Origin of the sequence: Acinetobacter sp. YH12241 (assembly GCF_013417535.1) — a bacterium.
GTDB lineage: Bacteria > Pseudomonadota > Gammaproteobacteria > Pseudomonadales > Moraxellaceae > Acinetobacter.
Window position 1 is genome coordinate 114,911 of the sequence record NZ_VPDQ01000007.1, and the last position, 14,999, is coordinate 129,909.

Consider the following 14,999-nt stretch of genomic DNA (forward strand, 5'->3'; position numbering starts at 1 on the left):
AAAATGAATTTTCAATTAGGCATCTGGGCATGAGATGACTATAATCGGAGCCGAATCTAGAAGAGGAAGCCATATGTCACTCGCCAGTCAGTTAAATGACAAGCAACTTGAAGCCATGAAATATACTCAAGGACCCTTGTTAGTACTTGCCGGAGCGGGTTCAGGCAAGACCTCGGTAATTACAAGAAAAATCGCCTACTTGGTCAAGCATTGCGGGATTCCGGCTCACCGGATTACGGCAATGACCTTTACCAACAAGGCGGCACGTGAGATGAAAGAGCGTGTCACCAAATTGCTGACCCGAGAAGAAGCCAAAGGCCTTTCAGTCTCAACCTTCCATACTTTTGGTCTAAATTTATTACGTTTAGAACTCAAACACACACCGCTAAAAAATAATTTCTCGATTCTGGATGCCGATGACTGTAAGCGGATTCTGATGGATCTGATGCATCGCGATAACTTGTCGGGTGCTGAAAGCAAAGAATTGATTGCCAAAGCGATGAAGATGATTTCGGACTGGAAAAACGATCTGATTCCACCAGAGCAAGCACATACCACCTGTGAAACGCCAGAAGATGTTCAGTTCGCGCATTTATACCAACTTTATGAGCGAAATCTGCGTGCCTATAATGCCGTCGATTTTGATGACCTGATTGTGATGCCAACGCGTCTGTTACAGGAAAATGCTGAAGTTCGGGATAAATGGCAGAACCGTGTACGTTATTTGCTGGTCGATGAATATCAGGATACCAATACGGCACAGTATATTCTGGTGAAATTACTGGTCGGGGTCATGGGGCAGTTCACCGCTGTAGGGGATGATGATCAGTCGATTTATGCCTGGCGTGGTGCCAAGCCAGAAAATATGGCGCTGTTACAACAGGATTTCCCGAATCTGAAAGTGATCAAGCTGGAACAGAACTATCGTTCTACCAGTCGTATTCTGAAAGCTGCCAATACCGTGATTGGCAACAACCCGCATATCTTTGATAAAAAGCTCTGGTCAGATAAAGGCCATGGTGAAGTGATTCGGGTCATCACTTGTCGTAATGATGATGATGAAGCAGAACGCGTAGTGAAAGACCTGATCACGCATAAGCTGATGAATGGTAAAAACTGGAAAGATTACGCGATTCTGTATCGTGGTAATTTCCAGGCACGTATTCTGGAAACTCAGCTGCGCCAGATGCAGATTCCTTACAAGCTCTCTGGCGGTCAGTCTTTCTTTGCGCGTGCAGAGATCAAGGACATTATGAGTTACCTGCGTCTGATCATTAACCCGGAAGATGACAGCGCTTTCCTGCGGATTATTAACACACCGAAACGTGCCATTGGCCCGGTGACGCTGGAAAAACTCGGTCTGTTTGCCCAGGAAAATAATCTGTCTCTACTGTCAGCAGCAGGCGATCAACGTCTGACCATGGTGATCCCAAAGAAAGCGACCACACAACTGGCAGAATTTTCAGATTTTATCAATAACTTTACCCGTAACTTGCTGGAAGATGATGAGCCCGTACCGATTATCCGCCAGATGATGGTGGAAGCCGGCTATATTGACTATATCAAGGAATCCGCAGCGACGCCGGCACAGGAAAAAACCAAACTCGATAATATTGAAGTGCTGTATAGCAGTATTCAGAGTCTGATCAATCGTGCAGAAGATGTCGATGAAAAGAATATTGAAAGTGTCATCCGTAAGATGGTGCTCCTCGATATGCTGGAACAGCAGCAGGAAGAAGAAGATACCGATAAGGTTAACCTTCTGACCTTGCATGCATCCAAAGGTCTGGAATTCCCTTATGTCTACTTAATCGGACTGGAAGAAGAAATTCTGCCACATAAGAACTCGATTGCTGCCGAAACAGTCGAGGAAGAACGCCGTCTAATGTACGTGGGGATTACTCGTGCGCGTCAGGGCTTGACTATTACCTTGGCTGAGCAACGTAAGGCGGGTGGACAGATGAAACAGATGACCCCAAGCCGCTTCCTGGATGAGCTTCCAGAAGATGAACTGGAGTGGTTAGGTCGCAAGAAAAAACTTGCAGGCAATATTGATCCAAAACAGCAGGCTCAGCATTACTTAGACAACTTACGCGCCTTGATTAAACGGTAAAAGTAACAGAACACTACGATTTTGATTCTTTAAATTTTTTGATATTAAACAACAGGAATAAATACATGAAAGTTCAGGTGAAAGTCCTTGATTCACGTCTGGGTCAGGAATGGCCATTGCCGACTTATGCAACGACTGGCTCAGCAGGACTCGATCTTCGTGCATGTGTCAATGAAACGACTGTGATTGAACCAGGTCAAACGGTTTTAGTGAAAACTGGTTTGGCAATTTATATTGAAGATCCAGCATTTGCTGGCTTGATTCTGCCACGTTCTGGTTTAGGTCATAAACATGGGATCGTTTTAGGTAACCTGGTTGGCTTGATCGATTCAGATTACCAAGGCGAGCTGATGGTTTCTGTATGGAACCGTAGTCAGGCTGCATTTAGCCTGGAACCAGGTGAGCGTTTGGCTCAGTATGTATTAGTGCCAGTGGTACAGGCCGAGTTTGATCTGGTGAATGAGTTTGAAGCAACCGAGCGTGGCGCGGGCGGTTTCGGTCATACTGGTAAAAACTAAAATTAAAGGATGACTTAACTTGGATGTTCTGGGTTAAGTCATCTTCTTTGTAGTTTTAATCATAAAAATAATAAAAAAATGATAGAGCTATTTAATAAACTTTATTAGATCTCTTTCATAAATCAAAAAACGATCTTCTTTTTGGTTAATATTTGCACTCCAGATTTCTTGGCATTCATGCATAATCTGCGGATGAAATACATCGATTCAAACAAGCTTTCTGATCCTCAGTTCAAGCGATACACGGGCATCTCATGGTCAACCTTTGATTTAATGGTTGAGCAATTGAAGAAACATGTCCCTACCAAAGGCAGACCGCCCAAGTTAAGCCTGGAAGACCAGGTTCTGCTCTGTCTAAGCTATTGGCGGGAATACCGAACCTTATTTCACGTTGCGACGAGCTACGGGGTTTCAGAGCCCACAGCCTCAAGAATTGTCCGTCATGTTGAAGACTGCCTGATTCGGTCCAATCTGTTTAATTTACCCAAAGATTTACCCGAGGGCGAAGGCATCGATTGGAATGTTGTGATCGTGAATGCCACAGAAATTCCAATCCAAAGGCCTAAAAAAACAGAAGAAAAGCTATAGCGGCAAGAAAAAGACCCACACTTTCAAAGTACAGGCCATCATTCATTATCAAACTCAAAAAATCCTGAGTTTATGTACGAGTCGTGGTGCCGTACATGATTTCGAACTCTTCAAACGTAACTTGAATCAGATTCCTGCAGGTGCATTTATCCTTGCGGATAAGGGTTATCAGGGAATTTATACAGTGTATCCAAATAGCTTGTTGCCATTAAAAGCAAAGAAGCGCTGTAAACTGGATTCCGAACTAAAAATCTATAATCAGGAAATCAATAAAAGAAGAATTGGAATTGAGCATGTATTTGGCAGTTTGAAAACCTTCAAAATTCTTGCTGAGCGATATCGCAATCGAGACAAAAGACTAGCATTAAGATTCAATCTAATTGCTGGAATTTATAACTTGGAGCTGAGTGAAAAATGACTTATGAAAGAAATCTATTCTTAAATTTTATTTTAATGAAAAATATTTAAATAAATTTTTAGTCTCATTTAAATAGAAAAATAAAATCATTTAGAATTTAAGAAAATAGGTGATAAATAATGCAAGAAGTCATTTTTAGTTGGGTTTATTTATTTTACTAGTTATACAAATTAAATACATAAAAGATTAATAATTATACTTTTATAATTGATTGTCACATTCAATTCATATAAAAATACAGAGTCTTAAAACAAAAACAAATGTTTAAAGTCATGATGATTGCTTAATCATTATTTTATCTCCTTATATTCAATAGTGAAAAGAACAGTTTATGGGATCCATGAATCAACCCTTTCCGGCTCACATTTTTCGTGCCTACGATATCCGAGGTAAAGTCAGTTTACTCAGTACAGGTGTGATTGATGCTATTGCGCATGGTCTGGCTCAGCAATATCAAGCTGCGGGACAGACTCGGGTTGCGATTGGCTATGATGCCCGAATCAGCAGTCCGGCTTTTGCTGAAACCATTCGCCGTATTTTTCAAGACTATGCTATTGAAGCCGTCATTATCGGCTGTTGTTCCAGTCCGATGCTGTACTACACAGCACGTCAGTTTGATGGTAATGGTGTGATGGTCACGGCCAGCCATAATTCTAAAGAAGATAATGGAATTAAATGGATTATTGCAGGGGAGCCGCCTTGTCCCGAGATGATTCAGCAGGTCGCACAAAAAGCAAAACTTCATGTAAATAGTTCTTTATCGTGTCTGAATGATTTGCCTCACCAAATTATTCCCGAATTTTGTCTGCAATATCAGCAGGAAATGCTTGAAGATATTCAGCTGAAGCGCCCATTTAAAGTGGTGCTGGACGGTCTGAACGGTTCGGCAGGACGTTGTGCCAACTTGGTGCTGCAAAAACTAGGTTGTGAAGTTACCGCCTTACGTTGTGAAGCCAATGGGCATTTTCCTGATCATGCGCCTGATCCTTCTCAGGAAGCACATTTACAAACCTTGCGTCAGGTTGTCATGCAACAGCAGGCGGATCTGGGTATTGCCCTAGATGGTGATGGGGACCGGTTGGTACTGGTGGATGAGCAGGGTGTCATTATTAGTGCTGATCAGCTTCTCTGTTTATTCGCAGAAATTTGTATGACTGGCACAAAAGCATGTCAGTTTGTTTATGACGTTAAATGTTCAACCCTGATTCGCGATACAGTTCAACGCCTGGGCGGAAAACCGGTGATGATTCGTACTGGTAGCTCATTCCTGCGTAAATATCTGGCGCAATCCCAGCATCAGGCCATTTTTGGTGGTGAATATGCGGGGCATTATGTTTTTAATGACGGACGTGGCTGGGGTTATGATGACGGTCTTTATGCGGCGCTCCGGGTCATGGAATATCTGGACCAGAAAGGTATGACTTTAAGTGAAGCCTTGCGTGCTTATCCAAAACGTCACGGAACTGAAGATTTATATATTTCCACTCATCAGGTGCAGCCTGTTGAGCTTTTAAACTTTGTTGAGCAGCAATCTACGCAATTAAATGCACAAATCAGTAAAATTGACGGGATACGTCTTGATTTTGATGATGGTTTTGGCATCATTCGAGCATCCAATACGGGTGAATATTTCACGGTGCGCTTTGATGCCAATGATGCACAAGGCCTGAATGAAATTCGACATCTGTTTGTATCCATGTTGCGTGACCGTTATCCACAGATCGCTCAAGACATTTTAGATGCTCAATAAGGAGAGGCGAATGCCAAATCAGCATACAGGCATCGACAAAGCACAAATTTTGACTGAAGCTTTGCCGTATATCCAACGCTTTGCGGGTAAAACCCTGGTGGTAAAATACGGTGGCAACGCGATGACGGATCCTGAGCTAGAAAGCTCTTTTGCACGTGATATCGTTTTATTAAAAACAGTGGGTTTAAACCCGATTGTGGTACACGGTGGTGGTCCACAAGTCGATTCTATGCTGAAACAGCTAGGTCGTGAATCTGACCGCATTGATGGTATGCGCGTGACAGATCCGGCAACCATGGAAGTGGTTGAGATGGTTCTAGGTGGTAGCGTAAACAAATCGATCGTGAACCTGATCAACAAACATGGTGGTCGTGCAATTGGTCTAACCGGTAAAGATGGTAACCTGCTGCGTGCCAAAAAGCTGTTAATGGAAAAGACGGCTGAAGACGGTACAATCCAAAAAGTAGACCTGGGTATGGTCGGCGAAGTCGTTGGGGTGAAAACTGATGTACTGGAAATGTTTACTAACAGTGATTTCATTCCAGTGATTGCACCACTCGGTGTCGATGAAGAAGGCAATACCTATAATATCAATGCGGATCTAGTCGCGGGTAAAGTGGCAGAAGCATTAGGGGCAGAAAAGCTGATTCTTCTGACGAATATTACCGGTGTGCTCGACGAAAATAAAAATCTGCTGACCGGTTTAACGACTCAGGAAGTTGATCGTCTGATCGAAACAGGTGTGATCTATGGCGGCATGATTCCTAAAGTCGGCTGTGCGCTTGACGCAGTAAAAGGCGGCGTGATCAGTGCACATATCGTGGATGGTCGCGTACCACATGCCAGCCTGTTAGAAATCTTTACTGATCATGGTGTAGGAACTTTAATTACCAATCGTTCTAATCCACATCGTCCATAAAGATAAATTGAATATCAAAGAGTCTCACTTGAGGCTCTTTTTTATTTCTTTTATTTTAAGATTTTGATCACTAGAAATATGAAAGTTAAATCTAAAGTATTTATTTTTAAGCTAAGTTTTGAAGCTTAAACTCCTTTTGCTAAATTAAATATAAAAAAATAGTTTATTAGCATTTTTAGCGCATAGCATTGCAATGATCGAGATTTGAAAAGGTTCAGCCTGTGATGCACAATAACCTTAAGAATACTCTGTGACCTGAATGAAGATTATGTGCCAGCTACTGGGAATGAATTGTGCGACACCAACAGATATTACCTTTTCATTTCGAGGTTTTTCTCAGCGGGCGGGGATTACCTCAGATCATTCTGATGGTTTTGGGGTTGCTTTCTTTGAGGATAAGGCCTGCCGATTATTCGTTGATAATCAGTCTGCTGTTGAGTCACCGATTGCAGAACTAGTGCGCAATTATCCAATCAAATCCCGTAATGTAATTGCACATATCCGTAAGGCGACGCAAGGCAAAATTAATCTGGAAAATTCGCATCCGTTTAGTCGTGAATTATGGGGACGACAATGGATCTTTGCTCATAATGGTGATTTAAAAGATTTTTTACCTGAGCTTTCTGGACGTTTTACGCCAGTCGGTAACACTGACAGTGAGCGCGCTTTCTGTTATTTTCTGGATCAGCTGGTGAAACATTTTGGTTATGATGAACCGAAGCTGGATCAGGTTTTTGATTTGTTGGCCGAGATTTCTCCATCCATTGCAGAGCATGGCACTTTTAATTTCTGTCTGTCCAATGGTCAGGCTTTATTTACCTATGCAACGACTAAACTGCATTGGCTGGTTCGTGAATATCCATTTAAGCCAGCCCAACTGATTGATATCGAAGTTGAAGTGGATTTTAGTCAGGTCACCACGCCTGAAGATCGGGTCGCTGTGATTACCACAGAGCCGCTAACGCAGAATGAAGAATGGACAGCATTTCAGGAAGGTGAAATGATTTTGTTCAGAGATGGAGCCAAATATCGTTCCCAATTGACACATGTCGCCCGTCTGGAAAGAGAACGTTTGGATCCTTCGCTTAAAAGAGTGACTAAAGCAGATTTATATTAAATCTGGTTAAAATTCGATATTAAAAAACAGGACATCGCTCCTGTTTTTTTGAATTTGATATTTATTTTATAGTGAAATCATTAAAATAAATAAACCATGAAATATAAAATCGATCAAAAAATACTTTATTCTTGTAGTCGGGTTTAAAATATAATTGATTGGATAAACAATGATTTACATTAATTAAGTAGAAAATAAACTGAAAACCAACCGATTTACTTCATTTTTATTTAAATCAATTAGATATATGATCTTTTTCAAGCGATAAATCATTAATATCAATAGGTGGTCGTAATGAAAATGAAATGGGTTCCAGATTATAATACTGGTATCGATGTGATTGACGATCAGCACAAACGAATTCTCGATTATATCAATGAGATTGATGGAATTGATGCCAATACCGATCGTGCTCGTATTAAACAGATTCTAGAAAATATTATTGATTATACTCAGTCTCATTTTACCTTTGAAGAATCACTTCAGGAAGAAGCGGGTTATAAATATCGTGTGCCACATAAACGTGTGCATGACCTGTTTATTAAAAAGATTGAATCTTATCGTGACCGTTTTGAATTGGGACAATCTATTGAAGCGGAATTACATGAAGTATTATCTAAATGGCTGATCAATCATATTCAGCACGATGACGCGGATTATGTCGGTGCGGTAAAAGAAAATATGATGGGAATCATTAAAGATAAAGAAAAGAAAAAGGGTAAAAACTGGTTTGCCCGTTTCTTCTCATAACTCGATTGTTGTTAAAATAAAGATAAATCGGGAAAATAAAAAATAAAGCTTAATAATAAATTTGCGCAGCAAATCACGGGCATGGTGGTTTGCTTTTTTGTTTTTGATTTTCATCGCCTCACAAGGCAAAATAGCGCTAGATTTTTATAGGAATACATCATGCAGGACAATGCTATGTCAAAATGGTTATCGCCTCTGATGGCTTTCTGTTTATCCTTTCTTATTATTGCGACACTCGCACCGATAACAGGTATTCAGATTGACCGTCAGCTTGATTTCTGGATGTTGTGGTTAGCGACCATGCTAATACTGGCCCTTCCAGTCTGTTATCTGGAAATAGCGCTGGCGAAACGCTCAAAAACCACTGCACTACAGGCATTGTCGAGCCTTACCCGTGAAGCTGATAGTTCTCAGCGCTGGCGGATCGTCGGCTGGCTGGCAGTTGTATTTATCCCATTCCTTGCGGGTGCGATGCTCAATCATGCTTCTAATGTGATTGCAGTTACCAATTTCGATGTTCAGCAGCCAGTGATTTTTGCGGTGCTGGCAATTGCTGCATTTGTCTTATCGCTGGTGCCACGTTTAATTCTGGTTGGGATTACCACGATCGGCATACTTGCATCTTTGATCATGGCGAATGTCATAGGAACTGAATTACCGGCTTGGCAGGTAACACCTGTCCAATTCGTAGAGTGGGGTAATGCCACTGTATTGGCTTTGGTGGCGAGTGGTCTAGGTATGGGGCTGTATTGGCAATCAAGTCTGGCTGTCGTAAAACAGCAGGATGTTGCGACTAAAACAGCCTTACCGATTTGGGTGGCGCAGCTATTAGCGATCATCGCCTTTGGTTTCTTTGCAGTAAAAGCTGAAATCCCTGCATTTGCTTTAATCGCAGCCATTGTCGCAGCCGCTGCTTTGCTTATGCAAATGGCACGTGAGCAGTTACAGCAACGCCAAATGAATATCATCATTCAGTGGGCGATTGTGATTGCTGCCACCTTGGTCTGGTTAATTCCAAATGTTGCTCCAATTTTCAATAATCTGCTGATTCTTTGGGGACTGGTGATCAGTCTGATTTATGCCTTGTTTGCTGGCTGGATCATGAAAATCAGCCATTTGCGTAAATCGATGAACTTCAGCTCAGAAGCGGTATATAACATCTGGCGTATTGCGGTTCGTATTGTCTTACCAGTATCAATTATTCTGGCGATTGTTGCGGTATTAGGACAATTTTTCTGATGACTGAGGCAATGATCTGGGTGGCCTATGCTACCCCGGAACAACAGTTTCATATTGCTGTACCTTTCCAGCCCGGCATGACTGCATTGGATGCAATTGAGCAAAGCGGAATCCGTGCACAGGTGGAATTGCCTGAACCTCTGAATCTGGGTATTTTTGGCGCTAAGCTACAGGATCATACCCAGCCATTGGCAGCAGGGGATCGGGTAGAGATTTATCGTGCTTTAACCATTAATCCCAAGGATATTCGCCGTAAACGCGCTGAGAAGAATCCGGTGGGCCGTTATGCCAAAGGTAACCGTTTCAAGCAAAATAAACGTTCTGATTAGTGGAATGTGGCTTTATTGAACAGATGGTCTGATTATTTGATAAATCAATCTATTTAATTAAAAAAACCCCTGATCATACAGGGGTTTTTTTATGCAAAACCGATTATAGTGGTGGGGCATTTAAGATCGCTTCTTTGGAACCTGGTAAACCTGGCTGAGATTCTGGAATGGTTTCCAGACCTTCAATACGCTCTACGATACCAGACTGATTAAAGTAAATTTTTAAATGCTGGCCTTGGGCTGCTGGGATCTTGGCTTTTTTAGCATAGGTTCCTGGGGTATAGTTGTAGATGTAGTCCCAGCGTAGTGGATTGAGCGGATCAGATACTGTTGGACTACCGAGCAGGAAACGCACCTGTTGGTGGCTCATTCCTACCTGAATTTTAGAGGCTTGTGCTTGAGTTAAAGGTGTTCCTTGAGGAATATCAACTTTGTACACACCTAATGTCGAACAGCCGACAAGCAATGAAGTGACGAATAACGTCAGCATGATTTTTTGCATTTTGCTACACTATCCCAAATTAATTATGATGCATTTGATCCAAGGATAGATCATACTGCATCTAAACTTTGTTGCCTATTCCAACTTTGATTTTGTTGAGAGACCTTTTTACATGCCTATTTCAAACCAAGATTTACGAAAAGCTGGACTGAAAGTTACCCTTCCACGAATTAAAATATTAGAACTATTAGAAAACTCTAGACGGCATCACCTTAGCGCTGAAGACATTTATAAGACTTTACTCGAACAAGGGGAAGATGTGGGTCTTGCAACTGTGTATCGTGTGTTAACACAATTTGAGGCAGCAGGGATTATTGAGCGTCATAATTTTGAAAATAATCACTCAGTTTTTGAAATTATGCAGGAAGATCATCACGATCACTTGGTTTGTCAAAATTGCAACAAAGTCGTTGAATTTACAAATGATGTTATTGAACATGAACAGCACGAAGTTGCGAAGAAATTTGGCTTTGCATTGACTGGTCATTCACTTAATCTTTATGGTTATTGTGACGCGCCTGAATGTCAGGAAGCTTACCGTAAGAAATAATTTAGCTTTAGGCTGAAATAAAAACAGGCTTTATTAAAAGCCTGTTTTTTTTATGCTTTGAAAATGATCAGGTTTGACCATCAAAAGTAATATTGGAATGCGCACGTAATAAATGCTCGCCACCTTCTTCTGATAGTTTGATTTGCAGACGCAGGTCGTTTGGTGAGTCAGCATGTTTTAGTGCATCTTTATAACTAATCTGCTTGGCCTTATACAGGTCATATAATGCCTGGTCGAAGGTTTGCATGCCCAGTTCACGTGAACGCTTCATCAGATCCTTGATTTCATGCACATCGCCCTTACGGATCAGATCCGCAATCAATGGCGAATTGATCAGGATTTCAATCGCTGCACGGCGGCCATTACCATCAATGGTGGGAATTAGCTGCTGTGCCACAATGGCTTTCATGTTCAGGGACAGATCCATAAACAGCTGGCTGTGACGGTCGGCTTCGAAGAAGTGAATGATACGATCGATGGCCTGGTTGGCGTTGTTGGCGTGCAGGGTCGCAAAAACCAGGTGACCGGTTTCCGCAAAGGCAATCGCATAGTCCATGGTTTCACGAGAACGGATCTCACCGATCAGAATCACGTCTGGTGCTTGACGCAGGGTATTTTTCAATGCGACTTCAAAGGAGTCAGTATCAATGCCGACTTCACGTTGGGTAATGATACAACCCTTATGCTGGTGCACAAATTCGATCGGGTCTTCAATAGTAATGATATGACCTTTGGAATTTTCATTACGGTAGCCAATCAAAGAGGCGAGGGAAGTCGATTTACCCGTACCGGTTGCACCCACAAAAATAATGATACCGCGTTTAGTCATCGCCAATTCTTTTAGAATAGGCGGTAATTTCAGCTCATCCATAGTCGGAATGACGGTTTCAATACGACGCAGTACCATACCTGGCTGATCGCGTTGCTGGAATGCGCTGACACGGAAACGTGCCGATTTGTCCGGGTTGCTGATGGCGAAGTTACACTCGCGTGTGTCCGCAAATTCCTTGCGCTGCTTCTCGGTCATGATTGAGTTAAGTAGCTGTCCCACAGCTGCACCCGGTAATTTTACCGAGCCAATCGGTACAATCTGACCATTAATTTTGATAGAGGGTTCAACATCGGCTGTAATGAACAGATCCGAGGCCTTTTTCTCTACCATGTAGTTGAGTAAGCCGTTAAAGTCCATGATAAAACCCCAAAAAAATTAATTATTCTTATAAGAATGATTCAGGCTGTTTTGCTGCAGTACGGGCGACTTGCGGACTGATAATACCTCTCGATACCAGCGTTTTCAGGCTTTGATCCAGCGTGGTCATGCCATAGTTGGCACCGGTTTGAATCGCAGAGTACATCTGTGCCACTTTGTTTTCACGGATCAGGTTACGGATCGCCGGAATACCGATCATGATTTCGTGTGCAGCCACACGCCCCCCCCCATTTTTCTTCAACAGGGTTTGCGAAATAACAGCTTGCAGCGATTCTGACAACATGGCACGCACCATGTCTTTTTCTTCAGCAGGGAACACGTCAATCACACGGTCAATGGTTTTTGCCGCTGAGGTGGTATGCAGGGTACCGAAGACCAAGTGACCGGTTTCCGCAGCAGTCAATGCCAGGCGGATGGTTTCAAGGTCACGCATCTCACCGACCAGAATAATATCCGGGTCTTCACGTAATGCAGAACGTAATGCTTCATTAAATCCATGCGTGTCACGATGCACTTCACGCTGGTTGATCAGACATTTTTTTGATTGGTGTACAAATTCGATTGGATCTTCGACGGTCAGGATATGGTCATAGCGGTTGTCATTGATATAGTCCAGCATTGCTGCAAGCGTCGTTGATTTACCCGAACCGGTTGGTCCTGTCACCAGTACAATACCACGTGGATATTCACAGATATCTTTAAAGATCTGGCCCATACCTAGATCTTCAATGGTCAGTACTTTAGATGGAATGGTACGGAATACTGCGCCTGCACCGCGGTTCTGGTTAAATGCGTTCACACGGAAACGGGCTACGCCTGGAACTTCAAAAGAGAAGTCAGTTTCCAGATTTTCTTCATAATCACGGCGTTGCTTGTCATTCATGATGTCGTACACTAGTTTGTGTACTTCTTTATGTTCTAGTGCAGGCAGGTTGATGCGGCGTACTTCCCCGTCCACACGAATCATGGGTGGTAAACCTGCTGATAAGTGTAAATCCGACGCACCATTTTTAGCAGAAAAGGCTAACAGTTCTGTAATATCCATAAGGTCCCCGAGTTCATTAAAATGTTATTTATTTTGCTAGAATAATAAGGCTTTCCCACAGCTTAACCAACACTTAGTTGATGAGCAAGGGAAAAAAATCCGCACGAAATGAGAACCCCATCAATGAATATGCTGCAACAGTCACGAAATCAGGTTTTAGCTCAGATCCAGTCCGCCTGCGCTCTGGCGGGGCGTGAGCCGGATTCGGTGCAACTTCTGGCCGTCTCCAAAACCCAGCCTAGCCCTGTGCTGGCAGAAATGTATCAGGCTGGTCAGCGTGCCTTTGGTGAAAACTATTTACAGGAAGCACTGGAAAAAATCACGGCACTCAAAGACATGGATATTGAGTGGCATTTTATCGGTCATGTGCAGCGCAACAAGACCAAACATCTGGCAGAAAACTTTGCCTGGGTGCATGGGGTGGATCGTCTGATTATTGCTGAACGTTTATCTAATCAGCGTAGTGATTCTCAAGCTGCACTTAATATCTGTCTGCAAGTCAATATTGATGGGCAGGATAGCAAGGACGGTTGTCAGCCTGAGGAAGTGGCCGATCTAGTAGCACAGATCAGTCAATTACCGAATTTGCGCTTACGTGGTCTGATGGTCATTCCTGCGCCAGAAAATAGTCAGGCTTTCGCAGATGCCAAAGCCTTGTTCGAGCAGGTCAAAAGCCATCATGCAAAACCTGAAGACTGGGATACTTTAAGTATGGGGATGTCTGCCGACATGACCGAGGCGATTGCAGCAGGTTCTACCATGGTACGTGTGGGAACTGCCTTGTTTGGCGCACGTCCTAAAAAAACGGACTGATTTATACTGACAATTGAGTTTTGGGAAAGCGTTATTGCAGAGTAGTTGATAACGCTTTTTTTCTTTGGGGTTCCAGCCATTTGGCCATGAACCAGGCAAAGAAAATTAAGCTGCACATGCTCATAAATAAGGATAAAACGGCACCCTCAAGACCATGATCAAGCGTTGCAGGAAAGCAGCCTAGAATAAAAAGCAGTAAAGGAAAATGGGTGACATAAAGTGTATAGGAGAAATTTGCAGACTGAGGCCAAACTGGTTGATATTGGCTTTGTTGATGTTGCAGCTGCACAATCCAGCAGACAAAGGCGAGCCCCATACACAGGTTAAATGGCACAAAATAATTTACACGATATAAGTCAGCCTGTTCAATGACATGAAACTGGTAAGCATCCGCACAGGCAATCATAAATGCCAGACCAAATAGGCCCAATTTAATGGGTTGTAGTCGACTTAAAAAACGCAGCTGGGTCTGCCGGAATGAATTGGCAAAGGCAACTAGCCAGAGCAGGAAATAAAACAGAAACTGATAGTTCAGTAGAGAAAGCCCTAGAAGCAAGATAAAAAAGCCGATTTTAGCGATTCCAGAATCTTTTAAAAAAGGCAGAAATCCGGCCAGTACATAAAACCAGACTTCAAAGCTCAGGCTCCAGAGCGGCGCATTGGCAGATACCGTCGGTGTAATAAAGCCGTTTAGAAAGAATAAAGAACCTAAAAAATCCTGAGTGTCAATGTTATATGCAGTCCGAATCATCATGCCAAAACTGTTCTGGAACTCATGGCTATGTGAAGCAAAAAATGTAGGTGCTAGCGCATATAGAATCAGACTGAAAGCGGATGCAAACAGAAACGGCGATAAAATGCGCCGATAACGCTGCCGTATATACTGCCGCAGATTAAAATTTTCATGTTGTTGGATGTTGTTCTGGATCGAAGTCCCGATTAAATAGCCACTGAGCACAAAAAAGATCATCACAGCAGCCTGGCCTAATAGACGTACCCAGGAATATAGGCTCAGATCAAAAGGCGCGATAAAAGCCTGAAAACTATGACTGAATAGCACCACAATGGCACTGATACCCCGTAAGCTCTCAAGTTGTAAGCTGAAATAGGGCGAGAGCTTGTTCGGGATAGAGTTCAT

16 protein-coding genes are annotated in these 14,999 nt (G+C 42.7%); 12 read left to right on the forward strand and 4 right to left on the reverse strand.

Annotation, left to right across the window (positions count from 1 at the left end):
* The first annotated feature begins 73 nt into the window (after positions 1–73).
* From rep to FTV18_RS06355, 10 genes are all read left to right on the forward strand, one after another.
* On the forward strand, positions 74–2,113 hold the full coding sequence (rep, locus tag FTV18_RS06310; protein ID WP_159124471.1) for a DNA helicase Rep: 2,040 nt from the start codon (positions 74–76) through the stop codon (positions 2,111–2,113).
* 65 nt (positions 2,114–2,178) lie between these two features.
* Complete coding sequence (dut, locus tag FTV18_RS06315; protein WP_180017037.1) at positions 2,179–2,631, forward strand: dUTP diphosphatase; 453 nt, start codon at positions 2,179–2,181, stop codon at positions 2,629–2,631.
* A 192-nt stretch (positions 2,632–2,823) separates the two neighbouring features.
* Positions 2,824–3,219, forward strand: coding sequence for a transposase family protein (locus tag FTV18_RS06320; RefSeq protein ID WP_180017035.1), 396 nt, complete (start codon positions 2,824–2,826; stop codon positions 3,217–3,219).
* Positions 3,167–3,637 (forward strand): transposase family protein, encoded by a 471-nt coding sequence (locus FTV18_RS06325; RefSeq protein WP_180017033.1) that lies wholly within the window; start codon positions 3,167–3,169, stop codon positions 3,635–3,637. Before FTV18_RS06320 ends, FTV18_RS06325 begins: the two co-directional genes overlap by 53 nt.
* A 331-nt stretch (positions 3,638–3,968) precedes the next feature.
* The gene (locus tag FTV18_RS06330; RefSeq protein WP_180017031.1) at positions 3,969–5,387 is read left to right on the forward strand and encodes a phosphomannomutase/phosphoglucomutase; all 1,419 of its coding nucleotides are present in this window, start codon (positions 3,969–3,971) and stop codon (positions 5,385–5,387) included.
* A gap of 10 nt (positions 5,388–5,397) precedes the next feature.
* Positions 5,398–6,306: an acetylglutamate kinase gene (gene argB, locus FTV18_RS06335; protein WP_034706354.1), complete on the forward strand. Its 909-nt coding sequence runs from the start codon at positions 5,398–5,400 to the stop codon at positions 6,304–6,306.
* Positions 6,307–6,574: 268 nt separating this feature from the next.
* Positions 6,575–7,423 carry a class II glutamine amidotransferase gene (locus FTV18_RS06340; RefSeq protein ID WP_180017122.1) on the forward strand — a complete coding sequence of 283 codons (849 nt, stop codon included), beginning with the start codon at positions 6,575–6,577 and terminating at the stop codon, positions 7,421–7,423.
* Between the two features lie 294 nt (positions 7,424–7,717).
* Positions 7,718–8,173 (forward strand): bacteriohemerythrin, encoded by a 456-nt coding sequence (locus FTV18_RS06345; protein WP_004783243.1) that lies wholly within the window; start codon positions 7,718–7,720, stop codon positions 8,171–8,173.
* A 159-nt stretch (positions 8,174–8,332) separates the two neighbouring features.
* Positions 8,333–9,412, forward strand: a complete 1,080-nt coding sequence (locus tag FTV18_RS06350; protein WP_180017028.1) for a hypothetical protein — start codon at positions 8,333–8,335, stop codon at positions 9,410–9,412.
* Positions 9,412–9,741 carry an RnfH family protein gene (locus tag FTV18_RS06355; RefSeq protein WP_005221123.1) on the forward strand — a complete coding sequence of 110 codons (330 nt, stop codon included), beginning with the start codon at positions 9,412–9,414 and terminating at the stop codon, positions 9,739–9,741. The genes FTV18_RS06350 and FTV18_RS06355 overlap by 1 nt, the downstream gene beginning before the upstream one ends.
* Positions 9,742–9,844: 103 nt before the next feature.
* Here the strand turns inward: FTV18_RS06355 and FTV18_RS06360 are convergent, their stop codons facing one another.
* Positions 9,845–10,243, reverse strand: coding sequence for an outer membrane protein assembly factor BamE (locus tag FTV18_RS06360; protein ID WP_004783238.1), 399 nt, complete (start codon positions 10,241–10,243; stop codon positions 9,845–9,847).
* 112 nt (positions 10,244–10,355) lie between these two features.
* On the opposite strand from FTV18_RS06360, the gene fur reads away from it, so the two are divergent.
* Positions 10,356–10,793, forward strand: a complete 438-nt coding sequence (fur, locus tag FTV18_RS06365) for a ferric iron uptake transcriptional regulator (RefSeq protein ID WP_004783237.1) — start codon at positions 10,356–10,358, stop codon at positions 10,791–10,793.
* 67 nt (positions 10,794–10,860) lie between these two features.
* Here fur and FTV18_RS06370 read toward each other — a convergent pair whose 3' ends face one another.
* Together FTV18_RS06370 and FTV18_RS06375 are read right to left on the reverse strand one after the other, a co-directional pair.
* Positions 10,861–11,982: a PilT/PilU family type 4a pilus ATPase gene (locus FTV18_RS06370; protein WP_004783234.1), complete on the reverse strand. Its 1,122-nt coding sequence runs from the start codon at positions 11,980–11,982 to the stop codon at positions 10,861–10,863.
* A gap of 28 nt (positions 11,983–12,010) precedes the next feature.
* Entirely contained in the window at positions 12,011–13,048 is a 1,038-nt protein-coding gene (locus FTV18_RS06375; protein WP_180012836.1) for a type IV pilus twitching motility protein PilT, read from the reverse strand.
* Positions 13,049–13,171: 123 nt separating this feature from the next.
* Between FTV18_RS06375 and FTV18_RS06380 the strand changes: the two genes are divergently transcribed.
* Positions 13,172–13,861, forward strand: a complete 690-nt coding sequence (locus tag FTV18_RS06380) for a YggS family pyridoxal phosphate-dependent enzyme (protein WP_180017026.1) — start codon at positions 13,172–13,174, stop codon at positions 13,859–13,861.
* Positions 13,862–13,892: 31 nt separating this feature from the next.
* Here the strand turns inward: FTV18_RS06380 and FTV18_RS06385 are convergent, their stop codons facing one another.
* The gene (locus FTV18_RS06385; RefSeq protein ID WP_180017024.1) at positions 13,893–14,999 is read right to left on the reverse strand and encodes an acyltransferase family protein; all 1,107 of its coding nucleotides are present in this window, start codon (positions 14,997–14,999) and stop codon (positions 13,893–13,895) included.

Coding starts and splice junctions, on each gene's coding strand:
- rep (WP_159124471.1), top strand. CDS start 74: ATGTCACTCGCCAGTCAGTTAAATGACAAGCAACTTGAAGCCATGAAA.
- dut (WP_180017037.1), top strand. CDS start 2,179: ATGAAAGTTCAGGTGAAAGTCCTTGATTCACGTCTGGGTCAGGAATGG.
- FTV18_RS06320 (WP_180017035.1), top strand. CDS start 2,824: ATGAAATACATCGATTCAAACAAGCTTTCTGATCCTCAGTTCAAGCGA.
- FTV18_RS06325 (WP_180017033.1), top strand. CDS start 3,167: ATGCCACAGAAATTCCAATCCAAAGGCCTAAAAAAACAGAAGAAAAGC.
- FTV18_RS06330 (WP_180017031.1), top strand. CDS start 3,969: ATGGGATCCATGAATCAACCCTTTCCGGCTCACATTTTTCGTGCCTAC.
- argB (WP_034706354.1), top strand. CDS start 5,398: ATGCCAAATCAGCATACAGGCATCGACAAAGCACAAATTTTGACTGAA.
- FTV18_RS06340 (WP_180017122.1), top strand. CDS start 6,575: ATGTGCCAGCTACTGGGAATGAATTGTGCGACACCAACAGATATTACC.
- FTV18_RS06345 (WP_004783243.1), top strand. CDS start 7,718: ATGAAAATGAAATGGGTTCCAGATTATAATACTGGTATCGATGTGATT.
- FTV18_RS06350 (WP_180017028.1), top strand. CDS start 8,333: ATGCAGGACAATGCTATGTCAAAATGGTTATCGCCTCTGATGGCTTTC.
- FTV18_RS06355 (WP_005221123.1), top strand. CDS start 9,412: ATGACTGAGGCAATGATCTGGGTGGCCTATGCTACCCCGGAACAACAG.
- FTV18_RS06360 (WP_004783238.1), bottom strand. CDS start 10,243: ATGCAAAAAATCATGCTGACGTTATTCGTCACTTCATTGCTTGTCGGC.
- fur (WP_004783237.1), top strand. CDS start 10,356: ATGCCTATTTCAAACCAAGATTTACGAAAAGCTGGACTGAAAGTTACC.
- FTV18_RS06370 (WP_004783234.1), bottom strand. CDS start 11,982: ATGGACTTTAACGGCTTACTCAACTACATGGTAGAGAAAAAGGCCTCG.
- FTV18_RS06375 (WP_180012836.1), bottom strand. CDS start 13,048: ATGGATATTACAGAACTGTTAGCCTTTTCTGCTAAAAATGGTGCGTCG.
- FTV18_RS06380 (WP_180017026.1), top strand. CDS start 13,172: ATGAATATGCTGCAACAGTCACGAAATCAGGTTTTAGCTCAGATCCAG.
- FTV18_RS06385 (WP_180017024.1), bottom strand. CDS start 14,999: ATGAACTCTATCCCGAACAAGCTCTCGCCCTATTTCAGCTTACAACTT.